This window comes from Shewanella sp. ECSMB14101 (assembly GCF_000773485.1).
GTDB classification, from domain to species: Bacteria; Pseudomonadota; Gammaproteobacteria; order Enterobacterales; family Shewanellaceae; genus Shewanella; species Shewanella marisflavi.
Window position 1 is genome coordinate 39875 of the sequence record NZ_JSFF01000003.1, and the last position, 21202, is coordinate 61076.

Here is a 21202-nt window from a genome sequence, read left to right on the forward strand (position 1 = left end):
CAATTGTAATTTACCTTACTTAAATAAGCAGGGCTTAGAGCACGCCGCGGCGCACCTGATCGCGTTCAATTGATTCAAACAGCGCCTTGAAGTTACCTTCACCGAAACCTAAGTTATTCTTGCGCTGGATGATCTCGATAAAAATGGGACCAAACAGGTTTTTGGTGAAGATTTGCAGCAGGTAGCCATTCTCATCGCCATCCACCAGAATCTGGTGATGCTTGATACGTTCTCTGTCTTCGGTTACCTGTGGCAACTTGTCGAAGATGGTGTCGTAATATTCAGGGATGATATCCAGGGTCTGAATCGAGCTGCCTTCCATTGCATCCAGTGAAGCAACGATGTCGCGGCTGCGGAACGCCAGATGCTGTACGCCTGGGCCGTCGTATTCTCTCAAATACTCATCGATCTGGTTTCTGTCGTCGCCTTTACCTTCGTTAATTGGGATACAGAAACTGCCATCGGGTGAGCGTAGGGCATAAGAGATCAATGCCGTCTGTGAGCCCTTAATGTCGAAGTAACGTACCTCGGTAAAGCCGAAGATATCTTTATAGAAGTTTGACCAATGCTCCATAGTGCCCTTGTAGACATTGTTGGTCAGGTGGTCGACTTCGATAAAGCCTTTTTCCTGAACGATCTCAGGGTTCTCCAGATCGACAAAATCTGTGTTGTAGATGTTGTTGTCGGCGCCGAAGGTATCGATAAAGTAGATCAGGCTGTCACCAATACCGTAGATGGCTGGATAGGGCAGATCTTTTACTTCGTCAGCAGCAGGCTTGGCGCCACGTGCAACCGCTCCTTCGAAGGCGAAGTTAGCGTCTTCTACGCGCCAGCCCATAGAGCTGATGGCTGCGCCATGCTTCTTGGCAAATTCGGCCGAAAATCCGCTTTTCTCGTTATTCAACAGGAAGTTGATGTCGTTTTGCTTGTAGTAAACGATATCTTTTTGCTTATGCTTTTTCAGCTTAGAGAAACCAAAGTCGATAAAGACCTTGTGCATAAAATCGAGATCTGGGGTGCAAAACTCGGTAAATTCGATGCCCAGTAATCCCAGTGGATTTTGTTCGCTTGCCATGTGAGTATCCTCGTTCAATTTGTTACAACCACAGTCACTCTGCGATGACTTGTCTGGTTATTATTTGGAGTTCGGGTGACCGAACGGTTCTAGTCTTCTAACCAAGAGCGGTTGTAGTCCTTACTCATGCAACCTTGTACATGTTGGGTTAGCTGCAGTGGGGCGAAGGTATCGACCATCACTGCGTATTCATAGGTTTCTTTCTTGCCCACAGAGGCTTCTGTGCGACCGGGTTGTGGTCCGTGTGGCACGCCTTTTTGATGCAAAGTCATGTAACCTGCTTCGATGCCGGTACGACTCATGAAGTCACCATCGACGTAATAAAGCACTTCATCGCTGTCGATATTGTTGTGGTAATAGGGCGCCGGAATCGACTGTGGATGGAAGTCGTAGGGACGCGGCACAAAGTTACAGATAACAAAGTTGTGGGCGGTAAAGACTAAGTGATCCGATGGTGGCAGATGGATCTGACCTACCTTAGGGGCATAGTCTTGAATATTGAATGCCCAGGGGTAGACACAGCCGTCCCAGCCCACGAGGTCGAAGGGATGCCATTCGAGTTGTGTCAGCTGATACTTGTCGCCAAATTTACAGACTAAGGGGAAGGCGCCTTTCTCTACCACGGCTTCTTGCAGGCTAGGCACTCGGATATCGCGCTCACAATAGGGGGCGGATTCGAGCAACTGGCCATATTCGTTTCTAAAATGCTTGGGCACTTCCACCATAGAGAATGATTCGATCACAAACAGGCGAACCAGATTGTAATCATCAAATTTAAGCTGATAGGTGGTGCCGCGGGGGATCACAAGATAGTCCCACTTCTTCACTTCCAGCACGCCATATTCGCTATAGAGTTTGCCTTGCCCCTCATGGATGAAGATCACCTCGTCGGCATAGGCGTTACGGTAAAACTCTTCGGTGGCTTCAGTTACCTTGGCGCTGTACATGGCGACATCATTATTAAAGAAGATCTTATTACGCGCCGAGTAGAAGTTACCCTCACGATCAGCCTGCTTGGCGTCCAATTTATAGTTTTGGATCAAGGTATCCTGCCAGGCTTGGCCATGATCAACCTCATAGGGCGTAACCTCTAAGGCCTTGGTCGGCATGTTGTGGTGATACTTGTTGGAATAGATATTAGAAAAGCCATGGGTGGAAAACAGTTCTTCCCGATAGAGTTCACCATTCTCTTTCTTGAAGGTGATATGACGTTTATGAGGGATTTCACCCTGCTTTACATAAAATGGCATGACATCTTTCCTTGGGTGCTTTTGCGGGCACACTTATGTTTATGTGATCTAAGTAACAATTTAGTTGCTGGAATGAACAAAAAAAAGAATAATAAATAGCTTAACACCATCTAATTTTTAGATTGTTGTCTTTTGTTTACGCCGGGGTAGTGAGATGAAGATTGATGTGGAAGCCTTTAGGGTGTTGTCGATTCTGGTGGAGGAGGGCAGCTTTTCCAAGGCCGCGGAGCGATTGCATAAGGCGCAGTCGGCCGTGAGTTATCAGGTGAAGAAGCTTGAGCAACACTTGGGTGTAAAGCTTTTTTGTCGGGATCAGTACCGCGCCGAATTGACGCCCGAGGGTAAGGTGATTCTTGCCGAAGGCAAACGATTACTGCAATACCTTGGCAATATTGAACATTTAGCCAGCCGTTTCAGTGAGGGTTGGGAGCCTAAGCTGGAGTTAGTGGTTGATGGTTCGTTGCCCATGGAGCCCATTATGCGGGCGTTAAAACGCGTCTCTGAGTATAAGATCCCCACCAAGATCCAGCTCAATATGGAGTTTCTCGGCGGGGTGCAACACAGATTTGAGCGTGATAATGCCGATCTCATGTTGGTGAAAGACTATCGCACCGGGCCTAATTACCGTCCACAACCCTTACCCGACATCAACAGTATCTTAGTGGTGAGTCGCACTCATCCATTGGCAACCGCCAAAGAGCTGAGCCTATTTGAACTGCTCCAGCATGTTGAGCTGACGATAGAAGATTCATCGCCGGGTAAGATCCACAGCGATGAGCTGCAATTTGGTGGCGACAAGGTGTTTTACCTATCGGGCTTTATCATGAAAAAGAATGCTTTGCTAATGGGGCTGGGTTTTGGCTGGATGCCTGATTTTCTGATTAAAGAGGAGCTGGCCAGTGGTGAACTGCGGGAGCTGGATTTTCTAGGGGGCAGTCGTTACAGCTTTACACCTCAGTTAGTGTCGACCATGGAGCGCCCCCTGGGACGCGCCGGTCGTCTATTTACCAGCCTGATTTTGGAGGAGTTTAATCTTTACCAAGAGCAGGCCAGTCTTTAATGTTTGCTGTTAAAGTTCAGCGAAACGGGTATTAGTCCTTGCAGATAACTAGTCGTTAATAATATCTAGGATACGACGTGTCTTGTCGTGCAGTTTAATAAAGGTGCCGTCGACATCTAGGGTGATGTTGCCATCGCGATCGATAGGAACACGAACCTTACCGCGATCATAGTAATCATCGGCGAGGTAATCCCCCCTATGGAGCTTCTTCTGCCAGCCCGGAGGCAGTGGCTCGCCGCGGGCGGCTTTCTTTTGTAAGCCAGGTGGCAGACTCTTTTCGCTCTTGTTCTTGGCGCCATGCTCATGTTTATCATTCTTGGCCAGACTTTGCGGTGCAAAGCCGATAGACAGTCCAATTAGGATAAGGCCAAGACCTGTTGTGTATTTTCTCATCTGTGCTCTCCAGCGCCCTGATTACGTTTTTTTGTAGCATATGGTCTTCAGACGTCGATGTCTAGCTAGCCTGAGGTTCATTCAATGTTCAGCTTCTATTCAGCCCCCAGTGGTTAGGGTGTTCAAAAGTCACTATTTATCTCTGTGGTACGGATTAAGCGAAGCTTCAATGGAAAGGCAGAGGAATGGGTCCAGAGGGGGCGATTTGACCTGAGGACTAAGGAGTGCGACATGAAACGTGTAATATCTTTGCAGATAGCCAATCTCTATTCTCAATATGCTACGCAGTTTGCCCGTGGCGAACAGACCAATAATCATTTCAGCATGAAGGCTTTCGTTGAGCAGTTGGCCAATCAGGGCTTGTTACTCGAACGTCTAAATTGGCATGAGTGGTATCAAAATGCCCACCTAGTTGATAAACCCGATTACATTAAAGAGGCCAGTTTCTATCAGTGTCGCTTGCTCTTGACCGCCATGAGTCGCCTAGAAGGCTTTAGTCGTGGCGTGCTGGAAAACATGCGCCGTCAAGGTGTGTTGTTAGCCATCCTAGAAAGATTAAATGCATTGACTCAAAGAAGCCATAACAGCGACCACTTTGCTCAGGCTTAGCTTTGTCTAAACTTAGTGTTTCCAAGGCTTAGTTTTGCCCTGGCTTAGGGCAGGCTAAGTCAATAGTGAAAAGCCGGTCGCGGCCAGCTACCGGCTATAGCGCCAATCGCGAATCTTGCCATCGAGCCAGCTTGCACTTCGCGTCATCTGTTGTTGACTCTTCTTTAGCCAGACCTTGGCCCAGGGGTATTCCAGACTCAAGATGGCCAGACCGATAGGCAGGAGTAACCAGGCAGGACCAGGCAGTATCACCAAGGCGAGTCCGAATAGGCATAACCCTCCGCCGAAAACAGTAATTAAGGTTTTTCTTAGCATAAGCACCTCATGAGTGTGGCCTCTCTTCTATACTTGTTTTGAATGATGTTGCGCATCTATGCCAGTGAAAATATGTAACAAAAGGATTTTAAACGGTTAAGGAAAGTTATCAGGCGGGCAATCGGGGAAACGCGTAGTGATAGGGAGTGATAAGAAAATTCTGCTTTCACATGAGATCCTAAGACTCAAGGCCTGCTTACTTTTGGGCGGGCTGCTGGTTTGCTTAATGCTGAGTATTAGCAGCGTGCGAGCCGATACCCTAAAACTGTCATCCCTTAACTGGCCACCTTATTCTGGTCCCACATTGCCAGAGGGAGGGGCATGTGTGGTCATTGCCCGCGCGGCACTGGCAGCCATGGGCCACGATCTGGTTGTGGATTATTTTCCCTGGAGCCGCACAGTGAGGGTGGTTTCCCGCGATGACTCAGGCTATCAGGGTTATTTCCCCGAATATTATCATCCTACCGATAAGTTTATCTTTTCAGAAGCCATGGGGGAGAGCCCGCTTGGGATCTTAGAGCAGAGCCATCATCCCATTACCTGGTCACGTCTGCAGGATTTAAATGCTTACACTTTAGGTGTGGTGAGAGACTATGTGAATACTCAAGCCTTAGATGAGATGATAGCCATTGGGATCCAACCCGTTGAGCTAGTGAGCTCTGATGAGCACAATATCCGCAAGGTAGCCACGGGGCGGGTGCAAGGCGCGGTAATGGATCGTTATGTCTATCAGTATCTTATCCAGCAACCTCATCTCTCTGAGCTCAAAACCAGATTACAATTTAATAAGCAACTGCTGGAGTCAAAGGCGCTCTATATTGCTTTTCGTAATACACCTGAAGGGCGTCGTTGGCGGGCGCTTTATAATGAGGGACTGGCGCGTATCGAAGTGGAGCAGTTATTGGCGGCCTACCTAGAGAACACAGTTAAGAGTGACTAGGTAGGCCTAAGCGCTTAGGCCTTGGCCGTGATGGTTTGGCCTATGGGGGTCAGGCTTAGCAAGGCCAATTTCAGGTGTTGAATACCGAATGGGATCCCTATGATGGTGATAAAACAAGCCAGTGCATGGGCGATATGTCCGATGGCCAACCAGATCCCAAACAGTAGGAACCAGACGATATTACCTATCATGCCTAGCGGGCCTGTACCTAAGTCGTCAACGCCTTGCAGCGCACGGCGGTTGACATTTTGTTGCCCAAAAGGCCAGAAGGCCATCTCACCAATCACAAAGCAGGCACGGCCAAAAGGGATACCTATGATGCTGATAAAGCAAAGTAATCCCGCTAACCACCAGGCTAGCCCCATCACGAAGCCTCCTAAAAGAAACCATGCAATATTAAAGATTAAGCGCAGTAGTGCCATTGAGTACTCCTTATCTCTGTCGCTAATTATATTTCTCGGGCAAACAAGCCCTTATAGATGAGTTGAACAATACAAAGCGAAATTCATGCCATTTTTTAAAATGTTGTTTTTATTAGCTATTAGGTGTGGTTTGTTCTTGGCTGGTTGACATATTATGCCAATAAACGGTCAAATTACGCATTCACGGTTAATGGGTGTACACTCAGCGCCAGGTTTACCAGAAATGCTTAACGTAATGAAATTAACCCAGACCCCGGTAGAGGCTATCAACATCTGGCAGCATAAGGTGTATGTCAAACGTGACGACTTGCTGCATCCCGAGTTTTCCGGCAATAAGGCCCGTAAGTTTGCCTATTTTCTTAACCATGATTTCCCTGCCGTAAAGTGTCTCATTGGTTATGGGTCACCCCAGGCGAACTCTCTCTATTCCTTATCGGCGCTCGCCAAAATAAAGGGCTGGCAATTGGATTTTTATGTCGATCATCTGCCCACTTATCTGTCTCAGCATCCGAGTGGTAACTACCAAGCGGCGCTCAACAATGGCGCGCAGATCATCGACCTTAGCCAGGCTGAAGACAGGCAAGGGCGAGATACCGACACTTACATTCGTGAGCAGATCCTGACCGGCAGTGAGGAGCAGTTGTTTGTGCCTGAAGGGGGACGTTGCAGCTTTGCCGAACCGGGTGTTGCCCAGCTTGGCCAAGAGATCCTGGCGTGGAAGCGCGAACAGGACTTAAGTGGTCTCTTGGTATTTCTTCCCTCTGGTACAGGCACCACGGCGCTCTATTTACAGAAATATTTTCTTGCCCATGATGCTAGCGTTCGGGTGAAAACCTGTGCCGTAGTGGGAGGCGATGCCTATCTTCGTCAGCAATTTACCCAGTTAGCACCAGATGAATCGCAGCATCCTCAAATTATTGCCATGGATAAGCGTTATCATTTTGGCAAACTCTACTTGGCCTTTTATCAGATGTGGCATGAGGTGAGTGCTACAGGTATCGAATTTGAGCTCTTGTATGATCCCCTGGGTTGGATCTGCCTTAAGCAGCAGTTGCAGCAAGGGTTAGATGAGCCTGTGCTTTATCTGCATCAAGGTGGGCTTTTGGGGAATCAATCTATGTTGCCGCGATACAAGCGCAAGTATGGTGAGTTGTAGCTGGGGTGATTAAAAACCATTTGGCCAGGTCAGTACCTGTGAAAGGGGTACAACCTGAACCAAATGTTATCTGCTGAGTCGTTGACGAATGAAGTCAATCCTACTTGTTGCCTGGGCAACCTTCGATACGGGTGAGAGGAGGTGTATCGAATAGCGGTGAGGTTATTTGTTGCTTGAGAGCAACCATTTCATAAATTGCAGTGCGTCGGTTCGCTTTGCAAAAGTTTGTCTGTTTTTTCCTACGCTATCGGTGAAAGCAATAGAAGATTTATTGACTGAGATTGAGTCCACTGGAAAGTTTACTGTGATCTCATGACCGTTAACTTTGTACGACATAGGCCATACTCCTTTTATCTAAGACTGCGTGTTTGCAGTTGAAATTTAACAAATAATATATCCTTAGCTGTTGCGAAAGATGAATGTGATCCTTTCTGAGACTACCCAGCTTAATTCAAATAATCAAGTGATTGACTTCAACTACGCCGAGATTAAATCGGCGGGATCAATGAGTTACCACTAGACTAGCCACAGTAAATCATCAATAAATGACAATAGTGTGACGAGATGACTGCAATTTGTTGGATGCGATGACTTGAGGTCTAACGATGCAATAAGGCAGAGCTGGGAGCTACAGAACGAGCCATTATAGAGTAGCTGGCTCACTTGTCAATCTTTAATCAGTTAGGGGCTGTTTTCTGCAGATATCGTTGGCATTTTGCTGAAACAAGGCGTAGGTTTCTGCTGTTGAGATAAAGTATAAATGCTAGTATTTATAAGCGCTTGTTGACAATTTAGGGGGCTAGGATGCGCTTGGTTGTTTGGCTGTTAATTTCTGTTTTGAGCTTCACCGTCGGCTCCGCATGGTGCGCGGCGCCTGATAGTCTGATTGGAGCATTAAATGAGGTGGCTGTGGCCGATAGTCGCCAGAGCAATGATGTCGCTACGATAGACCATTATGCCTATAAAGATAGTTTGCAACGGGACACTCCCAGGGGCACGCTCGAAGGTTTTATGGAGGCGGCGTATGAGCAAGATTATGAAAAGGCTGCTGAGTATTTAGATCTACGTTATCTACCAGAAGGCATGTCGGCGAAGAAAGGCCCCGATTATGCTAAGCAGTTACAGGTGATCATTGAGCGAAATATTTGGTTGGATCTTAGCCAGATAAGTGACGCGCCCCAAGGACAGGATAATGATCAACTACCTTCCTATCGTGATCTCTTTGGTCGGGTAGAGCTACAAAGCGACAAGGTCTCACTCTACCTGCAGCGGGTACCAGGGGATGACGGTTCTATCTGGAAAGTCTCCAACGCGACCGTGGCAAAGGTACCTGAACTCTACCAAAACCTGGGTTATGGTCCTGTGGCTGAATGGTTCGTGAATCATATTCCTGAAGGGCGATGGTTTAACGTGCATCTTTGGGAGTGGTGCCTGTTAACAAGCTATCTTATCGCTGCATTTATGGTCACCATTCCAGTGACTTGGTTGGTGAAAAAAGTCATTTTGATGACCAAATATGAGCTTAAAGAGGAGTTTGCCTACATTGTTGCCGGCCCATTACGCTTGTTGCTGGCGGTGATACTGGTGAGAATTTGGGGCGCCCACAGTAGTATTTCCCCTGCTGCGGTGGAGTTGTTAGATACTGGGTTTTTGTTGGTGTCATCTATCATCTGGCTTGGATGGAGTGGTATGGGGATTTTGCACCAGGGCTTAAAGAAGCGCTGGAAAGCCCAAGGCAAAGATCAGGCGGCGTCACTCCTACGTCCACTAACTAATTTTATCAGAGTGATCTTTTCCGTGATGGCGGTGCTCTTATGGTTAGAGCATTTAGGTTTTAATGCCAGTGCCATCATAGCGGGCATGGGAATAGGTGGTATTGCTATCGCGCTGGCCTCTAAGCAGTCGATTGAGAACTTTATCGGTACTATAACCCTCTATTCGGCGGCGCCCATTAAGGTGGGTAACCTGTGTAAGTTCGGTAAGATAAGTGGCACAGTTGAAGAGATTGGTCTGCGTTGCACTCAGATAAGGACCTTAGACAGAACCTTGATCCATGTGCCCAATGCCAAACTGGTGGAAATGGAGATTGAAAACATCTCCCAGCGCGAGAAGATACGCTTCAAGGCAGATGTGCGCCTGGATTATGCCATGACCACATCGGCGCAGCTAAAGGCGATTGTTGCTGAGATTAAAGAGATGCTCGAAGCCCATGAGCTGGTGATGAAAGAGCCCCTTAGGGTGACTTTTAAGGGCTTTGGGTTGCACGGTTTGCAGCTCAATGTACTGGCCTATATCGGCACTAAGAGCTTTCCCACCTTTCAGTTGGCATCAGAAGAGTTACATTTAAAAATCATGGATATAGTGGTGAAAAATGGCTCTCGTATTGTTCCGGTTGCCCCAGTTGCCTTGAATAATCAATAAACTTGTTAAAGCTGTGATCTGGCGGCTTGATGTCGCCACTAAATATGGTGATTATGGCTATAATTATGTGGCGTTTCACGTCATTTGGATTAAAGGTGTAGTGAGAGTGTTATGGCTAAAGTGCTAGAGAGTGTCGACCAGCGGACCCAATTAGTTGGCGAGAATCGTCTCGAGCTGCTTCTGTTTCGGATCAATGCGACCCAGTTGTTTGCAATTAACGTGTTTAAGGTCAAAGAAGTGGTCAAGCTGCCTAAGCTAAGCGCTCTGCCGGGCAGTCATCCTAGCATTAAAGGGGTGGCCAATATTCGCGGTACCTCCATTCCCGTTATCGATCTTCGCTGTGCCATCGGCTTTCAACCTATGGGGGATGATCAGGAAGCCAATCTTATTATTACCGAATACAACCGAAGCGTGCAGGGCTTTATGGTGGGTAAGGTGGATCATATTATTAATATGACCTGGAGCGACATCATGCCGCCGCCAAGAAGCACAGGCAGTCACAATTATCTTACTGCAATCACTAAGGTAGAGCAGGATGGTATGACACGCTTGGTCTCTATCATAGATGTGGAAAAGGTACTGGCGGAGATAGTGCATTACGATATCGCCATCTCAGAAGGTGTGCTAGATGAATCCCTTGTCGATAAGATGATGGGCCGCAAGATACTGATCGCCGATGATTCATCCACGGCGCGTCGCCAGGTCAAGGATACACTGGCGCCGCTCGGCATCGAAGTGATCGAAACGTCAGACGGTTTGCAGGCACTGAATTTACTAAAACGTTGGTGTGATGAGGGCCGTGATATCAATCAAGAGATCTTAATGTTGATCACCGACGCCGAAATGCCAGAGATGGACGGTTACCGCCTTACCTATGAGGTGCGCAGCGATAAGCGTATGGCGGACCTTTTTATTACCCTCAACACATCTCTTAGTGGCAGTTTTAACAATGCCATGGTGGAAAAAGTGGGTTGCGATCGCTTTATCTCTAAGTTCCAGCCAGATCTCTTAGTCGGCGTAGTGCAAGAGCGACTTAGGAGTCAGTTGTCTTAATCGGCGACTTGTTCGGCCAGGATATCGTTAATCACCTGACGTTTTACAGCCTGTGTGGCGACGATATTGATTCTGGCGACGCGCACCGCATAGCCAAATCGCTGACGACCAACGGCAGCTACCAACTCGGTCAGGAAAGCCTTATCTAAGCCTAACATCTTGGCGTAGTGGGTTATTGCCTTGGAGAGCGAGCTATAGTGCATACCATCGAATTCGAAGTCAGTGCTATACTTGCTATCTTCTAGCAGAACTCCGTTTAGGCTAATGGGCCAGGGCACATAACTCACCCGCGTTTTGGCGACCTCATACATAAACCAAGCACTTTTCTTAAAGCCTTCAAATACCTTACAGGTAAAGTCTGCCTCCTCTAGCTCCTCTTTGGTCCAGTTTTCGCCTATGGCCAGATGTTTGGCGTAGCGTTGCATCAACTCATCTTTGACGGCGCTATGGCAATCCCAGATAGAGGTCAGTGGATTCTTGTTGGCGATCAGTTGGCATTCTTTACAGGCGGGTACAGCCAGCGAAGGGTGAGGGCAGTGTGCCAGGGCTTGATAATGAAACTGACGATCGCAGGGCTCGGCGCAAAACCAGCAGGTATGGCGCTTGTCAAACGGGATGTCGATCAGGGGATAGCCGGCAGACAAGGGTTATGCCTTATCTGCCGCTGGGATAAACAGAGACGTCAAGATTTACTCTTGCTCTATGTCTACCAGGCATTTAGCCAGGGTAATAGGATCCAGTTCCAGACACTCTTGTTCGGCTACCCAATCAACGCCCACTAAAACGCCATCGTCGTGAAGATCTTGGATCCAGTATTCTAGCAACTCTTCCAGTACGATAGGAGCAGGCTGATAATCTTGCCATTCTTCGGTGCAGTGCACTTTGGCTTGTGCTTCGCTTGACCACAGCGGCATCACATCAGTTTCTTCATACTCTGATGAGTCACACACGACCCAACCTTCGCCAGTCTCATCCTGAAGGCCCCAAACGGCTTGCTGCTCTTTTACGTTTTCAATAAAGCTTGCTAAAACGGGATTGTTGTCAGTCATGCTAGATCTCTTAGAAAGGATAAAAAACGAGCCCATTATACGCGATGTGCATCTTGAGCCAAGCGATACCTGAGCCGGGCTGGCCACTATTTGCCCGCTTACTCGTTGAACTGGTCTAAGTTCGAATAATTAATCATAAATCATTTAGCATAAGTGACTCGAGTCGTTATTATGTCTGGCAATGGTTCTGATTTTTTGCTGGCTGCAGATCATTAAGTTTCTTATTCTTTTAGCCGTTTTTCGTGGAGTCTCTATTTTGAAAAAATTACTCACCTATGCCTCTCTCCTATTCGCGACCGGCTTACACAGTGCTACTGCGCTTGCCCAAGATTTTGATACCTGTGTGGTGGCGCTTAAAGAGAAAGCCTTGGCCGCAGGTGTGTCTCAGGCAACGGTGGAGAGTTCGCTGGGCAAGGTGAAGTATGTTGCCCGGGTGATTGAACTGGATAAGAAGCAGCCTGAGTTTAGCCAGACTTTTGATAACTACTTTTCAAAACGGGTCACGGATTGGCGAGTGAAAGAGGGGCGACGTCTGCTTAAGGAGCACGGGCCTTTGCTTAGTAAACTCAAGCAGGAATATGGCATTCCTCCACAGTATCTGGTGGCCTTCTGGGGCCTGGAAACCAACTTTGGTTCATACAAGGGTAAGATGCCGGTGATCGATTCTCTCACCACCTTAGCCTGCGATCCCAGACGGAGTGATTATTTTACTGGTGAGTTGATTCAGGCGTTAAAGCTTAAAGAAGCTTATCAGTTTGATAATGAGCAGATGCAAGGCTCATGGGCGGGCGCCATGGGTCACACCCAGTTTATGCCCTCGGCTTATGCTAAATATGCAGTCGATGCCGATGGCGACGGCAAGGCGGATCTGTTTAACAGCACTCAAGATGCATTATCCTCGGCGGCGAACTTCTTAAATCAGCTGGGCTGGGCTCGCAACGAACGTTGGGGCCGGGAGGTGTTGCTGCCTAAAGGGTATGATTTTCGCCACCTTGGACGAAACGATAAACAGAGTCTAACCACCTGGGCCGAGTTAGGCCTGACTCAGGTGAGCGGTAAGGCATTGTCGACGCCCGATATGCAGGCGGCGCTCTACTTGCCCGCAGGTCATAGCGGACCGGCATTCTTAGGTTATGATAACTTCGATGTGATCATGCGTTGGAACCGCTCTGAGTTTTACGCCATCGCCGTGGGTCATTTAGCCGATCGCATCAATGGGGCCGCGCCTTTGCATATCGCGCCGCCAAAACATGACAATATCAGCCGCGCTAAGCTTAAGCTATTACAGGAAAAACTGAACGAGAAGGGCTTCGATGTCGGTAAGCCTGATGGAGTGCTCGGCGTTAACTCGCGCGCTGGTTTGCAGGCTTTTCAGCGAAGTGTCGGTCTGGTGGCCGATGGTTTTCCGAGCGACGATACCTTCAGCGCCTTGGGGATAAAGTAGGACTAACCATAATGATTGCATCTGTTTGGCTTTTGCACTAGCTTAAGTGCTTTTGAGGGGCGCTATCGATTAAATACTTAGGCGCTCAGATTAAGCATTAAAGGTAGTGACATGGATGCAATGGAGAGTTTGTCGTTTGCCCAAAGGCAACGGTTGGCGTTTATCGATTTTAGTTTGCAATATTTCGGTCAGGTCTCGCGCCAGGATCTGATCGCCAAATTTGCGACCGGCCTCGCAGCGGCTACGCGTGATTTTGCTAGCTACCGTGAGCTGGCGCCAAACAACATGGAGCTGGTCCATCAGACTAAGCGCTATCATAGACGCAACGAGTTTACGCCGCTGTTCGACCATGATCCTGAGGCCATTCTTCATGGCCTGGCTAATGGCTTTGGTGACGGTCTGTCCCATCCGGTGACGCCCAGCAGCGTTTGTTTAGATGCGGTACAGTTGATTCACCCCGATACCAATATCATTGCTGCCGTGATGCGGGCGATTGCCCATAAGCAGGCGGTTGCCGTGACTTATGTGTCAGTTTCGTCAGGTGAAACCCAGCGCGAGTTAGTCCCCCATACCTTAGTCAACAATGGCCAGCGCTGGCATGTACGCTGTTTTGACCGCACCCACCAGGTGTTTACTGATTTTGTCGTTACCCGCTTCAAGGCGGTGAGTGAAAGCCAGACAGAACCTTTCGATCATGAGCTGCAAGACAAGGATGCCTATTGGCAGAAGCTGGTGAGTTTGGTGTTGATCCCCCATCCTAGCCTGAGCCACCCTGAGGCGATAGCGCTCGATTATCAGATGAGTGACGGCGAACTTGTGCTCAGCTGCCGCGCGGCGCTTGCCGGTTATCTGCTGCGTCAATGGAGCGTAGATTGCTCTGCCCAGCATCAAATCCGCGGCGGTGTGTGTCAACTGGCGCTGAAAAATCACCAGATATTGAGGGAAATTGAACATCTGGCCATAGTGCCGGGTGGTAAAAGCTAACAGGCATAGCGCCTGAGAGTAAGTTTTGCTAAGCTCTCGCCCACATCAGAAAAGAGACTAACTAAGGACGCTTGATGAGCATTAAAGACGATATGGTTGTGCAGTTTAACTACACCTTACGCGATGAAGCAGGTGAAGTACTGGAAACCAATGAAGGACTGGATCCCATTGCTTACCTGCATGGACATGACAACATGATGCCTGGCGTCGAGAAGGCGATCGAAGGCAAAGCCATCGGAGAGAAGTTTTCTGTTACCCTGCCGCCGGAAGAGACCTATGGCGTTCGTAATGAAGACGGCGAGCAACGTGTATCGATTAAGCATCTGCAAGGGGCGAAAACCTGGAAGCCGGGTATGCGCGCCATTATCAGCACAGATCAGGGTCAGCGTCAGGTAACTGTACTTAAGGTGGGTAAGTTTATGGCGACAGTGGATATCAATCATCCACTGGCGGGCCGCGAGTTGACTTTTGATCTTGAGATCCTTGATGCGCGTGAAGCAACAGCGGAAGAGATCGCCCATGGCCACGCTCACGGCGTCGGCGGCCATCACCACTAAGGTGATCCCAAGATAGTCAGTATAAGGCCCGGGTTACCCTGGGTCTTTTTGTATCTCAAAGGAGGCCTAAGTGGTCATCGAATTTTCCGGCGGCCGACTTATTGTGTCGCCCCAAGAGGTGTTGGTTAAGTTGAGTGCATCAGGCGCCAGCCTCTATGCCATGGCCGACGATGTACGCTTACTGAGTTCGGGTCATATAATGGTTGCCGATGCGGGTGCAGTGCGATGGCACCTCACTCTGGATGGGCCAGAGCAGCTGGCCGAGGTGGCCGATTGCCTCGGTGTGGCGATAAGCTGAGCACCGAGACAAAGATTGGCACAGCGCAGGTTTAGCTCGCGCTATCACCTCTGCTATGGGGCGTGTCCAGAGCGAGCTCTGGGCCAACAGGGACGATACGGGTTGGATTTATCTGCCCATGGCTGTAGTAGTAATGCTGCTTGATATGTTCGAAATTAACCGTTTTGGCGACCCCTTCATGCTGGTATAAGGCCTTGAGATAATCCTGCAGCGCGGGCATATCGCTGATACGGTTGCGATTGGTCTTAAAGTGGCCAACATAGACGGCGTCGAATCGCACCAGGGTGGTAAACAGGCGCCAGTCGGCTTCGGTCAGTCTGTCGCCCGTGAGATAGCGCTGCGTACTCAGGCGAGTTTCTAGTTTATCTAATGCTTTAAAGAGTTCATCAAACGCCTGCTGGTAAGCCGCTTGAGTCGTAGCGAAGCCGGCACGGTATACACCATTGTTGATTTTGTCGTAGATCCAGTCATTTAACTCATCAATTTCCTGCCTGAGCGGCTCTGGATAGAAATCCAAGTGATTGCCTGTGATCTCGTTAAAGGCGCTGTTAAACATGCGGATGATCTCCGCCGATTCGTTACTGACGATGGTTTGACGCTGCTTATCCCACAATACGGGCACAGTGACTCGGCCGCTATAGTCTGGCTTTGCCAGCTGGTAGATCTGGTATAGATAGTCTTTGCCATTGAGTCTGTCGATCTCACTACCTTCTATATGATTGGCTTGCTCGCTTTGGTTAGGGCCACTAAATTCCCAGCCATTTTGTAACATATGGGGCTCGACAACCGTGACGCCGATATGGGCTTGCAAGGATTTGAGCTCGCGAAAGATAAGGGTTCTGTGGGCCCAAGGGCAGGCGAGCGACACATAGAGATGATAGCGTCCAGACTCGGCTTTAAATTCTGGCTCAGGATCTTGTGGCGTTGGCGCCTTTACCCAGCGGCGAAAGGCGGAATCCTCTCTGACAAACTCGCCCTTTGTTTTGTCTGTGTCATACCATTTGTCGACCCATTGGCCTTCTTGTAGTAAACCCATCTCCTAATGCCTCTTCTCTTGTTAGCTTAACCATCAGTCTAGCAGTCAATATATGAGATAAAAAACACAGAAATCTCAGGTTTATCTTCGACTTTATCGAATAGTTGGGTGGTCAGAGGCTTCCTGTTATGATCGGCGACAATTTTGAGTGACCAATAAAGGAAACCCTATGTCTCAACAGCCGTTAGAGCGGATCACTATCGAACCTCAAGAGCAATGCCGTGCTTGCGTTATCTGGTTACATGGCCTCGGCGATTCTGGCGCGGGCTTTGCGCCGGTTGTGCCTTTGCTCGGCCTGCCTGATGAACTCGGTGTGCGCTTTATCTTTCCCCATGCCCCCAGCATGCCTGTCACGATCAATCAAGGCTATGTAATGCCTGCCTGGTATGACATCAAGGGGATGGATATGGACAACCGCGCCGATATGCCCGGTGTACTAACCTCTGAAGCCTCGATTGCCGCCTTGATTGATGAGCAGATTGCAACCGGCATTCCTGCCGATAAGATTGTGCTTGCTGGTTTTAGCCAGGGTGGGGTGATGAGCCTGTTTACCGGCCTGAGGTATCCGCAGCGCCTGGCCGGGATCATGGCGCTTTCCTGCTATCTGCCTACAGGTAATGCCATGCCGGACAACTTAAGTGAGGCTAATCGCCAGACACCGCTGTTACAACAACATGGCGAGCAAGATGAGGTGGTGCCTGTGGCTGCCGGACGTGCGGCCTTTGAGTTGATTTCAAAGGCGGGTTATCAGAGTCAGTGGCAGACCTACGCTATGGGTCATAGTGTACTGCCGAATCAATTACAGGATATTGGTCAGTGGCTTACGGCGCGTTTGGCTGAATAGTCTCAGTAGTTCCAACCTAGTAGGCGCCTATGGCGCCTTTTTAATGTGAGCTATATCACGTCAGAGATGAGGCTGACTTTTTAACCCATTTCCGTGTAACGCTGGGTTAACATTTGGGCGTCATTTAGCGATTTTCGGTCGCAAAAGTGACCAAAACTGTCTGTATTATCTTTATCTGCTTTAGGTAACGTTGATCTGGTGTGAAGTTTTTAGTGGTTTTGTGATCTAGATTCGGTCTGGCTTGTTCTTATTACGGGAGTATGGCGACTTTTTTTAATTTAATGGCAAGTTAATAAAATAGATAATAAATACTTTATTGTGTGCGTTTTAATGGGTGACAGAAGCCTGTAGTTAATATCTATGCTGTTCTAAATGCGAAACAATAAGTGGTGTAAAATGCTTTTAAAATAAACATATGCCCTATGTTTGTTCATAAAAATGCCACAATCCCTAGATATTGTTTGATATTATATTTCGCGGCGAGATTATGACGTTCGCTATCAAAAAATATGATGGTTAATAAAAAAGATAATCTAGGGGTTGATGTAATGACAAATAAGCTTTTAAAAGGATTAGTCGCGACGGCTGTATTAGCAGCACTTGCTGGTTGTAATAGCAGCGATGATGACAAGGCGCCAACAACATGTGCTGAAGCCGGTAGTGCCTGCACTAAATTTACCGTACTGCATACCAATGATAACCACGGTCGTTTCTGGGAAAACAGAGACGGTGAATATGGTATGGCAGCACGTAAGACGTTGATCGATCAGATCCGCGCCGAAGTAGAAGCCAACGGCGGCGAAACACTGCTACTTTCTGGTGGTGATATTAACACTGGTGTGCCTGAGTCAGATCTGCAAGACGCATTGCCAGATTTCCTCGGCATGAACGACATCGGTTATGATGCCATGGCAGTTGGTAACCACGAATTCGATAACCCACTGGCGGTACTGGATTCACAGCGTTCTATCGCTAACTTCCCAATGCTCGCGGCTAACATCTACAAAGAAGATGGCACTCGCTATTTTGAGCCTTATAAAGTATTCGACGTTAATGGCGTTAAGATTGCCGTTATCGGTTTAACCACAGAAGACACGGCTAAGCTGGGTAACCCAGAATTTATCTCAGGTCTTACATTCACGGATCCCAAAGAAGAGATCGCGAAAGTTATCAAAGAGATCAAAGACGCTAAGGCTGCTGATCTAATCTTCGCAACCACTCATATGGGTCACTATGCCAACGGCGAACACGGCAGCAACGCCCCTGGCGATGTGGCTCTGGCTAAGGCGCTTGAGCAAGGCCAGCTTCAGGCGGTGATCGGTGGTCACTCTCAAAACCCAGTTTGTATGGAAGGCAGCGAATATGCTGACTTTACACCAGGTGATGAGTGTGCTCCTGATCAGCAAAACGGTACCTACATCATGCAGGCTCACGAGTGGGGTAAGTATGTTGGCCGTGCCGATTTTGAGTACTTCAACGGTGAACTGCACCTGGCTAACTACAAATTGGTACCTGTTAACCTAGTGAAGAAAGTCAAAGATGAGCAAGGTAACGAGACTAAAGTACTGGTAGGTGAAGCCATTGAGCCAGATGCGGCGCTGAAAGAGATGCTTTCTTACTATCAAGAGCGTGGTCAAGGCCAACTGGATGAAGTGATTGCTTCGACCGATGGTTTGCTCGATGGTGAGCGTGCAAACGTTCGTTTCATGCAGACTAACCTGGGCCGTCTAATCGCCGATGCACAGCGTACTAAGGTTGCCGCCGATGTGGGCGTGATGAACTCAGGTGGTGTACGTGCATCAATTGAAGCGGGTGATATCTCTTACCGTGACGTACTGACAGTACAGCCTTTCGGTAACATGGTGACCCTAAGCACTATGACAGGTGAAGAGCTCAGCGCTTACCTAGGTGAAGTGGCTAGCTTACAGATTGGCGCGGGTGCTTACGCTCAGATCACAGGCGTTAAGATGACAGTTGACTGTGCGGCTAAGACAGTGGCTATCAGCGAAGTTAACGGTAAAGAGTACAGCGCAACGGGCTCTTACACTATGACAGTGCCTAGCTATAACGCAGCAGGCGGTGATGGCTATCCTAAGCTAAACCCAGTTCAAACCGGTTATGTTGATGCCGAAGTACTGTATACCTTCTTTAAGGATGCAGGCACTATCGTCGCAGCCGACTTCAACCCAGTAGGCGATATCGTTTACGAAAACTCTGAAAGTGTTGAAGGTTGTCAGATCACTGCGCAATAAGCAGGGTTAAGACACATAAAGGGCAGCCTCAGGGCTGCCTTTTTTTATGCCTACTATTTGTTTGGCTAGGATCTATTTATTGTGCTTTGTCTCCCATCTGATTTATTCATCTTGCCTGCTTTACAAGGCTATTTATTTAATCCATTAGCCTAGTTCAACTCGTCATGTTTTTTCGCGTGACAAACTTTTTTAAATTTCTTACTTGAAAACAAAATCACCTGTCCACATATAGTGAGTATGGGACGCTCGATGAGGTTCCTGACTGACCCCAGGATGTGAGTTTCATCCGTTAATGGCAGTGCCTTAGGGCTGCCGGGAGAGGTTACTTACGGCGCGACAGAATCAAGAGATTCATGGTTGGCCACAAACCACTATATTGCTTAATACAAGGATATACTTATGCGTAATTATGATTTAACCCCTTTATACCGCAGTGCCATTGGATTCGATCGTTTAGCCCAGCTTGCCGAGCATGCTGCATCGAACAAGGGTAATTCCGGTTATCCCCCATACAACATCGAGTTGCTGAGCGAGAATCGCTATCGTATTACCATGGCGGTAGCTGGCTTTGCGATGGAAGAATTAGACATTACCAGCGAAGGCGACAAGCTGGTGGTCAAAGGCACCAAGGCCGAGCAGGAGGGTGAGCGCAAATACCTGTACCAGGGCATTGCCGAGCGCGGTTTCGAGCGCACCTTCCAGTTGGCCGACTATGTGACCGTGATTGGCGCGGATCTCGAAAATGGTTTGCTCAATATCGACCTGCAGCGCGAGATCCCAGAGGCGCTTAAGCCGCGTAAGATAGAGATCTCAAGTTCGAGACTATTAGACGCCTAATAAGCCCGGTCATCATCGCACATAAAAAAGGGAGCTAAGGCTCCCTTTTTTGATGACTAACTCTTTTTTTCAGGAGTTATCGACCGAGTCCGGTCGAAATCGCCTCGTTTAAGTATTCGCTAAAATCATCACCGTGATTGGCTAACATCTTGGGGAACATGGAGATGGGAGTTAGGCCTGGGAAGGTGTTGATCTCATTGAGTAATATCTCGCCTTCTGGGGTGAGGAAGAAGTCGATACGTGATAGGTGTCTGAGCTTCATACCATCGAATACCTTCACCGCGTAGGCGCGGATCTGCTGGGCTATCTCATCACTTACCTCGGCAACTACCCGAGTGGTGGCTTTGCTGTCGGTGGCGTACTTCTCTTCATAGGTATAGAAGGTGCCGCCGGCGCAGATCACCTCGCCTGGCAGTGTGGCAACGGTCTCGCCGCGATATTGATAGACGGCCACTTCCAGCTCACGGGCCTGAATGGTTTTTTCGACCACGACATAGGGCGAATAACGAAAGGCATCGGCCAGGGTGCTGGCAATTTGCTCTGCATCATCGACCCGATAACAGCCCACAGAGGAGCCTTGGGAGGCCGCCTTAATAAAGACAGAGCCCCACTTAACCAGGGCATCAGTGGTTTGGGCAATTGCTTGCTCATCCAGTTGATTCAGGAAGAGGTAAGGGGTGTTAGGGATCCCCAGCGCGCTAAACCACATCTTGGCGGTGATCTTGTTGAAGCAGTTGCGTGATCCTTCGGCGTCACAGCCGAAATAGGGCAGATTGATCAGCTCGAAGTATGACTGAATATCGCCCGTCTCACCGGGATAACCATGAATGCAAGGGATCACATAGTCGACGGGCCAGTGTGCTTGGCTCTCATCTTCAAAACGGATCTCACGGCGGTTAGTGAGTTCACAGCGCTGGCCGGACTTGGTCTGGTATTGTCCCTTGTCATCGAGTTCGACGCGCAGCACATTAAGATGAGACAGTTTTGCCAGAGAGGTCTCGAAGTAGTCTGCCGATAGCAGTGAGATCGCGTGTTCGTCGCCGCCACCGCCACATAAAAGCAAAAGATTAATCGGATTCATCGGGTCTCCGTATTCGACTCAGTATCGTTTTCCATGCTCACTATGACGCGCTAATTTTTTTATGCAAGCCTTGGATGCTCCTTAAAGAAAGCTTAATGTCTGACCGGGCATTTTATGGTCGAAATC

The 21202-nt window shown here is 48.6% G+C and carries 22 protein-coding genes; 13 read left to right on the top strand and 9 right to left on the bottom strand.

Features of this window, described 5'->3' with window-relative positions:
* Positions 1-34: 34 nt before the first annotated feature.
* Together hppD and NY07_RS03825 are read right to left on the bottom strand one after the other, a co-directional pair.
* Positions 35-1075, bottom strand: a complete 1041-nt coding sequence (gene hppD / locus NY07_RS03820) for a 4-hydroxyphenylpyruvate dioxygenase (protein WP_033538039.1) — start codon at positions 1073-1075, stop codon at positions 35-37.
* An 89-nt stretch (positions 1076-1164) separates the two neighbouring features.
* Positions 1165-2325, bottom strand: a complete 1161-nt coding sequence (locus NY07_RS03825) for a homogentisate 1,2-dioxygenase (protein ID WP_033538040.1) — start codon at positions 2323-2325, stop codon at positions 1165-1167.
* A 154-nt stretch (positions 2326-2479) separates the two neighbouring features.
* Here NY07_RS03825 and NY07_RS03830 point away from each other — a divergent pair, with 154 nt between their 5' ends.
* Positions 2480-3385, top strand: a complete 906-nt coding sequence (locus NY07_RS03830; protein WP_033538041.1) for a LysR family transcriptional regulator — start codon at positions 2480-2482, stop codon at positions 3383-3385.
* Between the two features lie 48 nt (positions 3386-3433).
* On the opposite strand, the gene NY07_RS03835 is transcribed toward NY07_RS03830, so the two are convergent.
* Complete coding sequence (locus NY07_RS03835; RefSeq protein WP_033538042.1) at positions 3434-3778, bottom strand: hypothetical protein; 345 nt, start codon at positions 3776-3778, stop codon at positions 3434-3436.
* 231 nt (positions 3779-4009) lie between these two features.
* Here NY07_RS03835 and NY07_RS03840 point away from each other — a divergent pair, with 231 nt between their 5' ends.
* On the top strand, positions 4010-4387 hold the full coding sequence (locus NY07_RS03840; RefSeq protein ID WP_033538043.1) for a DUF6508 domain-containing protein: 378 nt from the start codon (positions 4010-4012) through the stop codon (positions 4385-4387).
* A gap of 87 nt (positions 4388-4474) precedes the next feature.
* On the opposite strand, the gene NY07_RS03845 is transcribed toward NY07_RS03840, so the two are convergent.
* Complete coding sequence (locus NY07_RS03845) at positions 4475-4702, bottom strand: PGPGW domain-containing protein (RefSeq protein ID WP_033538044.1); 228 nt, start codon at positions 4700-4702, stop codon at positions 4475-4477.
* Between the two features lie 226 nt (positions 4703-4928).
* On the opposite strand from NY07_RS03845, the gene NY07_RS03850 reads away from it, so the two are divergent.
* The gene (locus tag NY07_RS03850) at positions 4929-5642 is read left to right on the top strand and encodes a substrate-binding periplasmic protein (protein ID WP_140946886.1); all 714 of its coding nucleotides are present in this window, start codon (positions 4929-4931) and stop codon (positions 5640-5642) included.
* Positions 5643-5656: 14 nt separating this feature from the next.
* Here NY07_RS03850 and NY07_RS03855 read toward each other — a convergent pair whose 3' ends face one another.
* On the bottom strand, positions 5657-6064 hold the full coding sequence (locus NY07_RS03855) for a YccF domain-containing protein (RefSeq protein ID WP_033538045.1): 408 nt from the start codon (positions 6062-6064) through the stop codon (positions 5657-5659).
* 235 nt (positions 6065-6299) lie between these two features.
* On the opposite strand from NY07_RS03855, the gene NY07_RS03860 reads away from it, so the two are divergent.
* The 3 genes from NY07_RS03860 to NY07_RS03870 all read left to right on the top strand — a co-directional run bounded on the left by NY07_RS03860 (position 6300) and on the right by NY07_RS03870 (position 10694).
* Entirely contained in the window at positions 6300-7220 is a 921-nt protein-coding gene (locus NY07_RS03860; protein ID WP_081953766.1) for a 1-aminocyclopropane-1-carboxylate deaminase, read from the top strand.
* A gap of 909 nt (positions 7221-8129) precedes the next feature.
* Positions 8130-9641 (top strand): mechanosensitive ion channel family protein, encoded by a 1512-nt coding sequence (locus NY07_RS03865; protein ID WP_235363891.1) that lies wholly within the window; start codon positions 8130-8132, stop codon positions 9639-9641.
* Between the two features lie 111 nt (positions 9642-9752).
* On the top strand, positions 9753-10694 hold the full coding sequence (locus NY07_RS03870; RefSeq protein ID WP_033538047.1) for a chemotaxis protein CheV: 942 nt from the start codon (positions 9753-9755) through the stop codon (positions 10692-10694).
* Here the strand turns inward: NY07_RS03870 and NY07_RS03875 are convergent.
* On the bottom strand, positions 10691-11338 hold the full coding sequence (locus tag NY07_RS03875) for a hypothetical protein (RefSeq protein ID WP_033538048.1): 648 nt from the start codon (positions 11336-11338) through the stop codon (positions 10691-10693). The two genes, NY07_RS03870 and NY07_RS03875, sit on opposite strands and share 4 nt — an antisense overlap.
* A 45-nt stretch (positions 11339-11383) precedes the next feature.
* Positions 11384-11743, bottom strand: coding sequence for a DUF2750 domain-containing protein (locus tag NY07_RS03880; RefSeq protein ID WP_033538049.1), 360 nt, complete (start codon positions 11741-11743; stop codon positions 11384-11386).
* Between the two features lie 256 nt (positions 11744-11999).
* Here NY07_RS03880 and NY07_RS03885 point away from each other — a divergent pair, with 256 nt between their 5' ends.
* The 4 genes from NY07_RS03885 to NY07_RS03900 all read left to right on the top strand — a co-directional run bounded on the left by NY07_RS03885 (position 12000) and on the right by NY07_RS03900 (position 15026).
* Complete coding sequence (locus NY07_RS03885) at positions 12000-13187, top strand: lytic murein transglycosylase (RefSeq protein WP_033538216.1); 1188 nt, start codon at positions 12000-12002, stop codon at positions 13185-13187.
* 111 nt (positions 13188-13298) lie between these two features.
* Positions 13299-14171 carry a WYL domain-containing protein gene (locus NY07_RS03890; RefSeq protein ID WP_033538050.1) on the top strand — a complete coding sequence of 291 codons (873 nt, stop codon included), beginning with the start codon at positions 13299-13301 and terminating at the stop codon, positions 14169-14171.
* Positions 14172-14245: 74 nt separating this feature from the next.
* Complete coding sequence (locus NY07_RS03895) at positions 14246-14728, top strand: FKBP-type peptidyl-prolyl cis-trans isomerase (RefSeq protein ID WP_033538051.1); 483 nt, start codon at positions 14246-14248, stop codon at positions 14726-14728.
* 70 nt (positions 14729-14798) lie between these two features.
* Entirely contained in the window at positions 14799-15026 is a 228-nt protein-coding gene (locus NY07_RS03900; protein ID WP_033538052.1) for a DUF3389 family protein, read from the top strand.
* Positions 15027-15057: 31 nt separating this feature from the next.
* On the opposite strand, the gene NY07_RS03905 is transcribed toward NY07_RS03900, so the two are convergent.
* Entirely contained in the window at positions 15058-16062 is a 1005-nt protein-coding gene (locus NY07_RS03905; RefSeq protein WP_033538053.1) for a glutathione S-transferase family protein, read from the bottom strand.
* Between the two features lie 169 nt (positions 16063-16231).
* Between NY07_RS03905 and NY07_RS03910 the strand changes: the two genes are divergently transcribed.
* The 3 genes from NY07_RS03910 (at position 16232) to NY07_RS03920 (ending at position 19995) form a co-directional block, all read left to right on the top strand.
* Positions 16232-16906 (top strand): alpha/beta hydrolase, encoded by a 675-nt coding sequence (locus NY07_RS03910; RefSeq protein ID WP_033538054.1) that lies wholly within the window; start codon positions 16232-16234, stop codon positions 16904-16906.
* 548 nt (positions 16907-17454) lie between these two features.
* Positions 17455-19158, top strand: coding sequence for a bifunctional UDP-sugar hydrolase/5'-nucleotidase UshA (gene ushA, locus NY07_RS03915; RefSeq protein ID WP_033538217.1), 1704 nt, complete (start codon positions 17455-17457; stop codon positions 19156-19158).
* Between the two features lie 399 nt (positions 19159-19557).
* Positions 19558-19995: an Hsp20 family protein gene (locus tag NY07_RS03920; RefSeq protein ID WP_033538055.1), complete on the top strand. Its 438-nt coding sequence runs from the start codon at positions 19558-19560 to the stop codon at positions 19993-19995.
* 76 nt (positions 19996-20071) lie between these two features.
* On the opposite strand, the gene NY07_RS03925 is transcribed toward NY07_RS03920, so the two are convergent.
* Complete coding sequence (locus tag NY07_RS03925) at positions 20072-21076, bottom strand: D-alanine--D-alanine ligase (RefSeq protein ID WP_033538056.1); 1005 nt, start codon at positions 21074-21076, stop codon at positions 20072-20074.
* Positions 21077-21202: the final 126 nt, after the last annotated feature.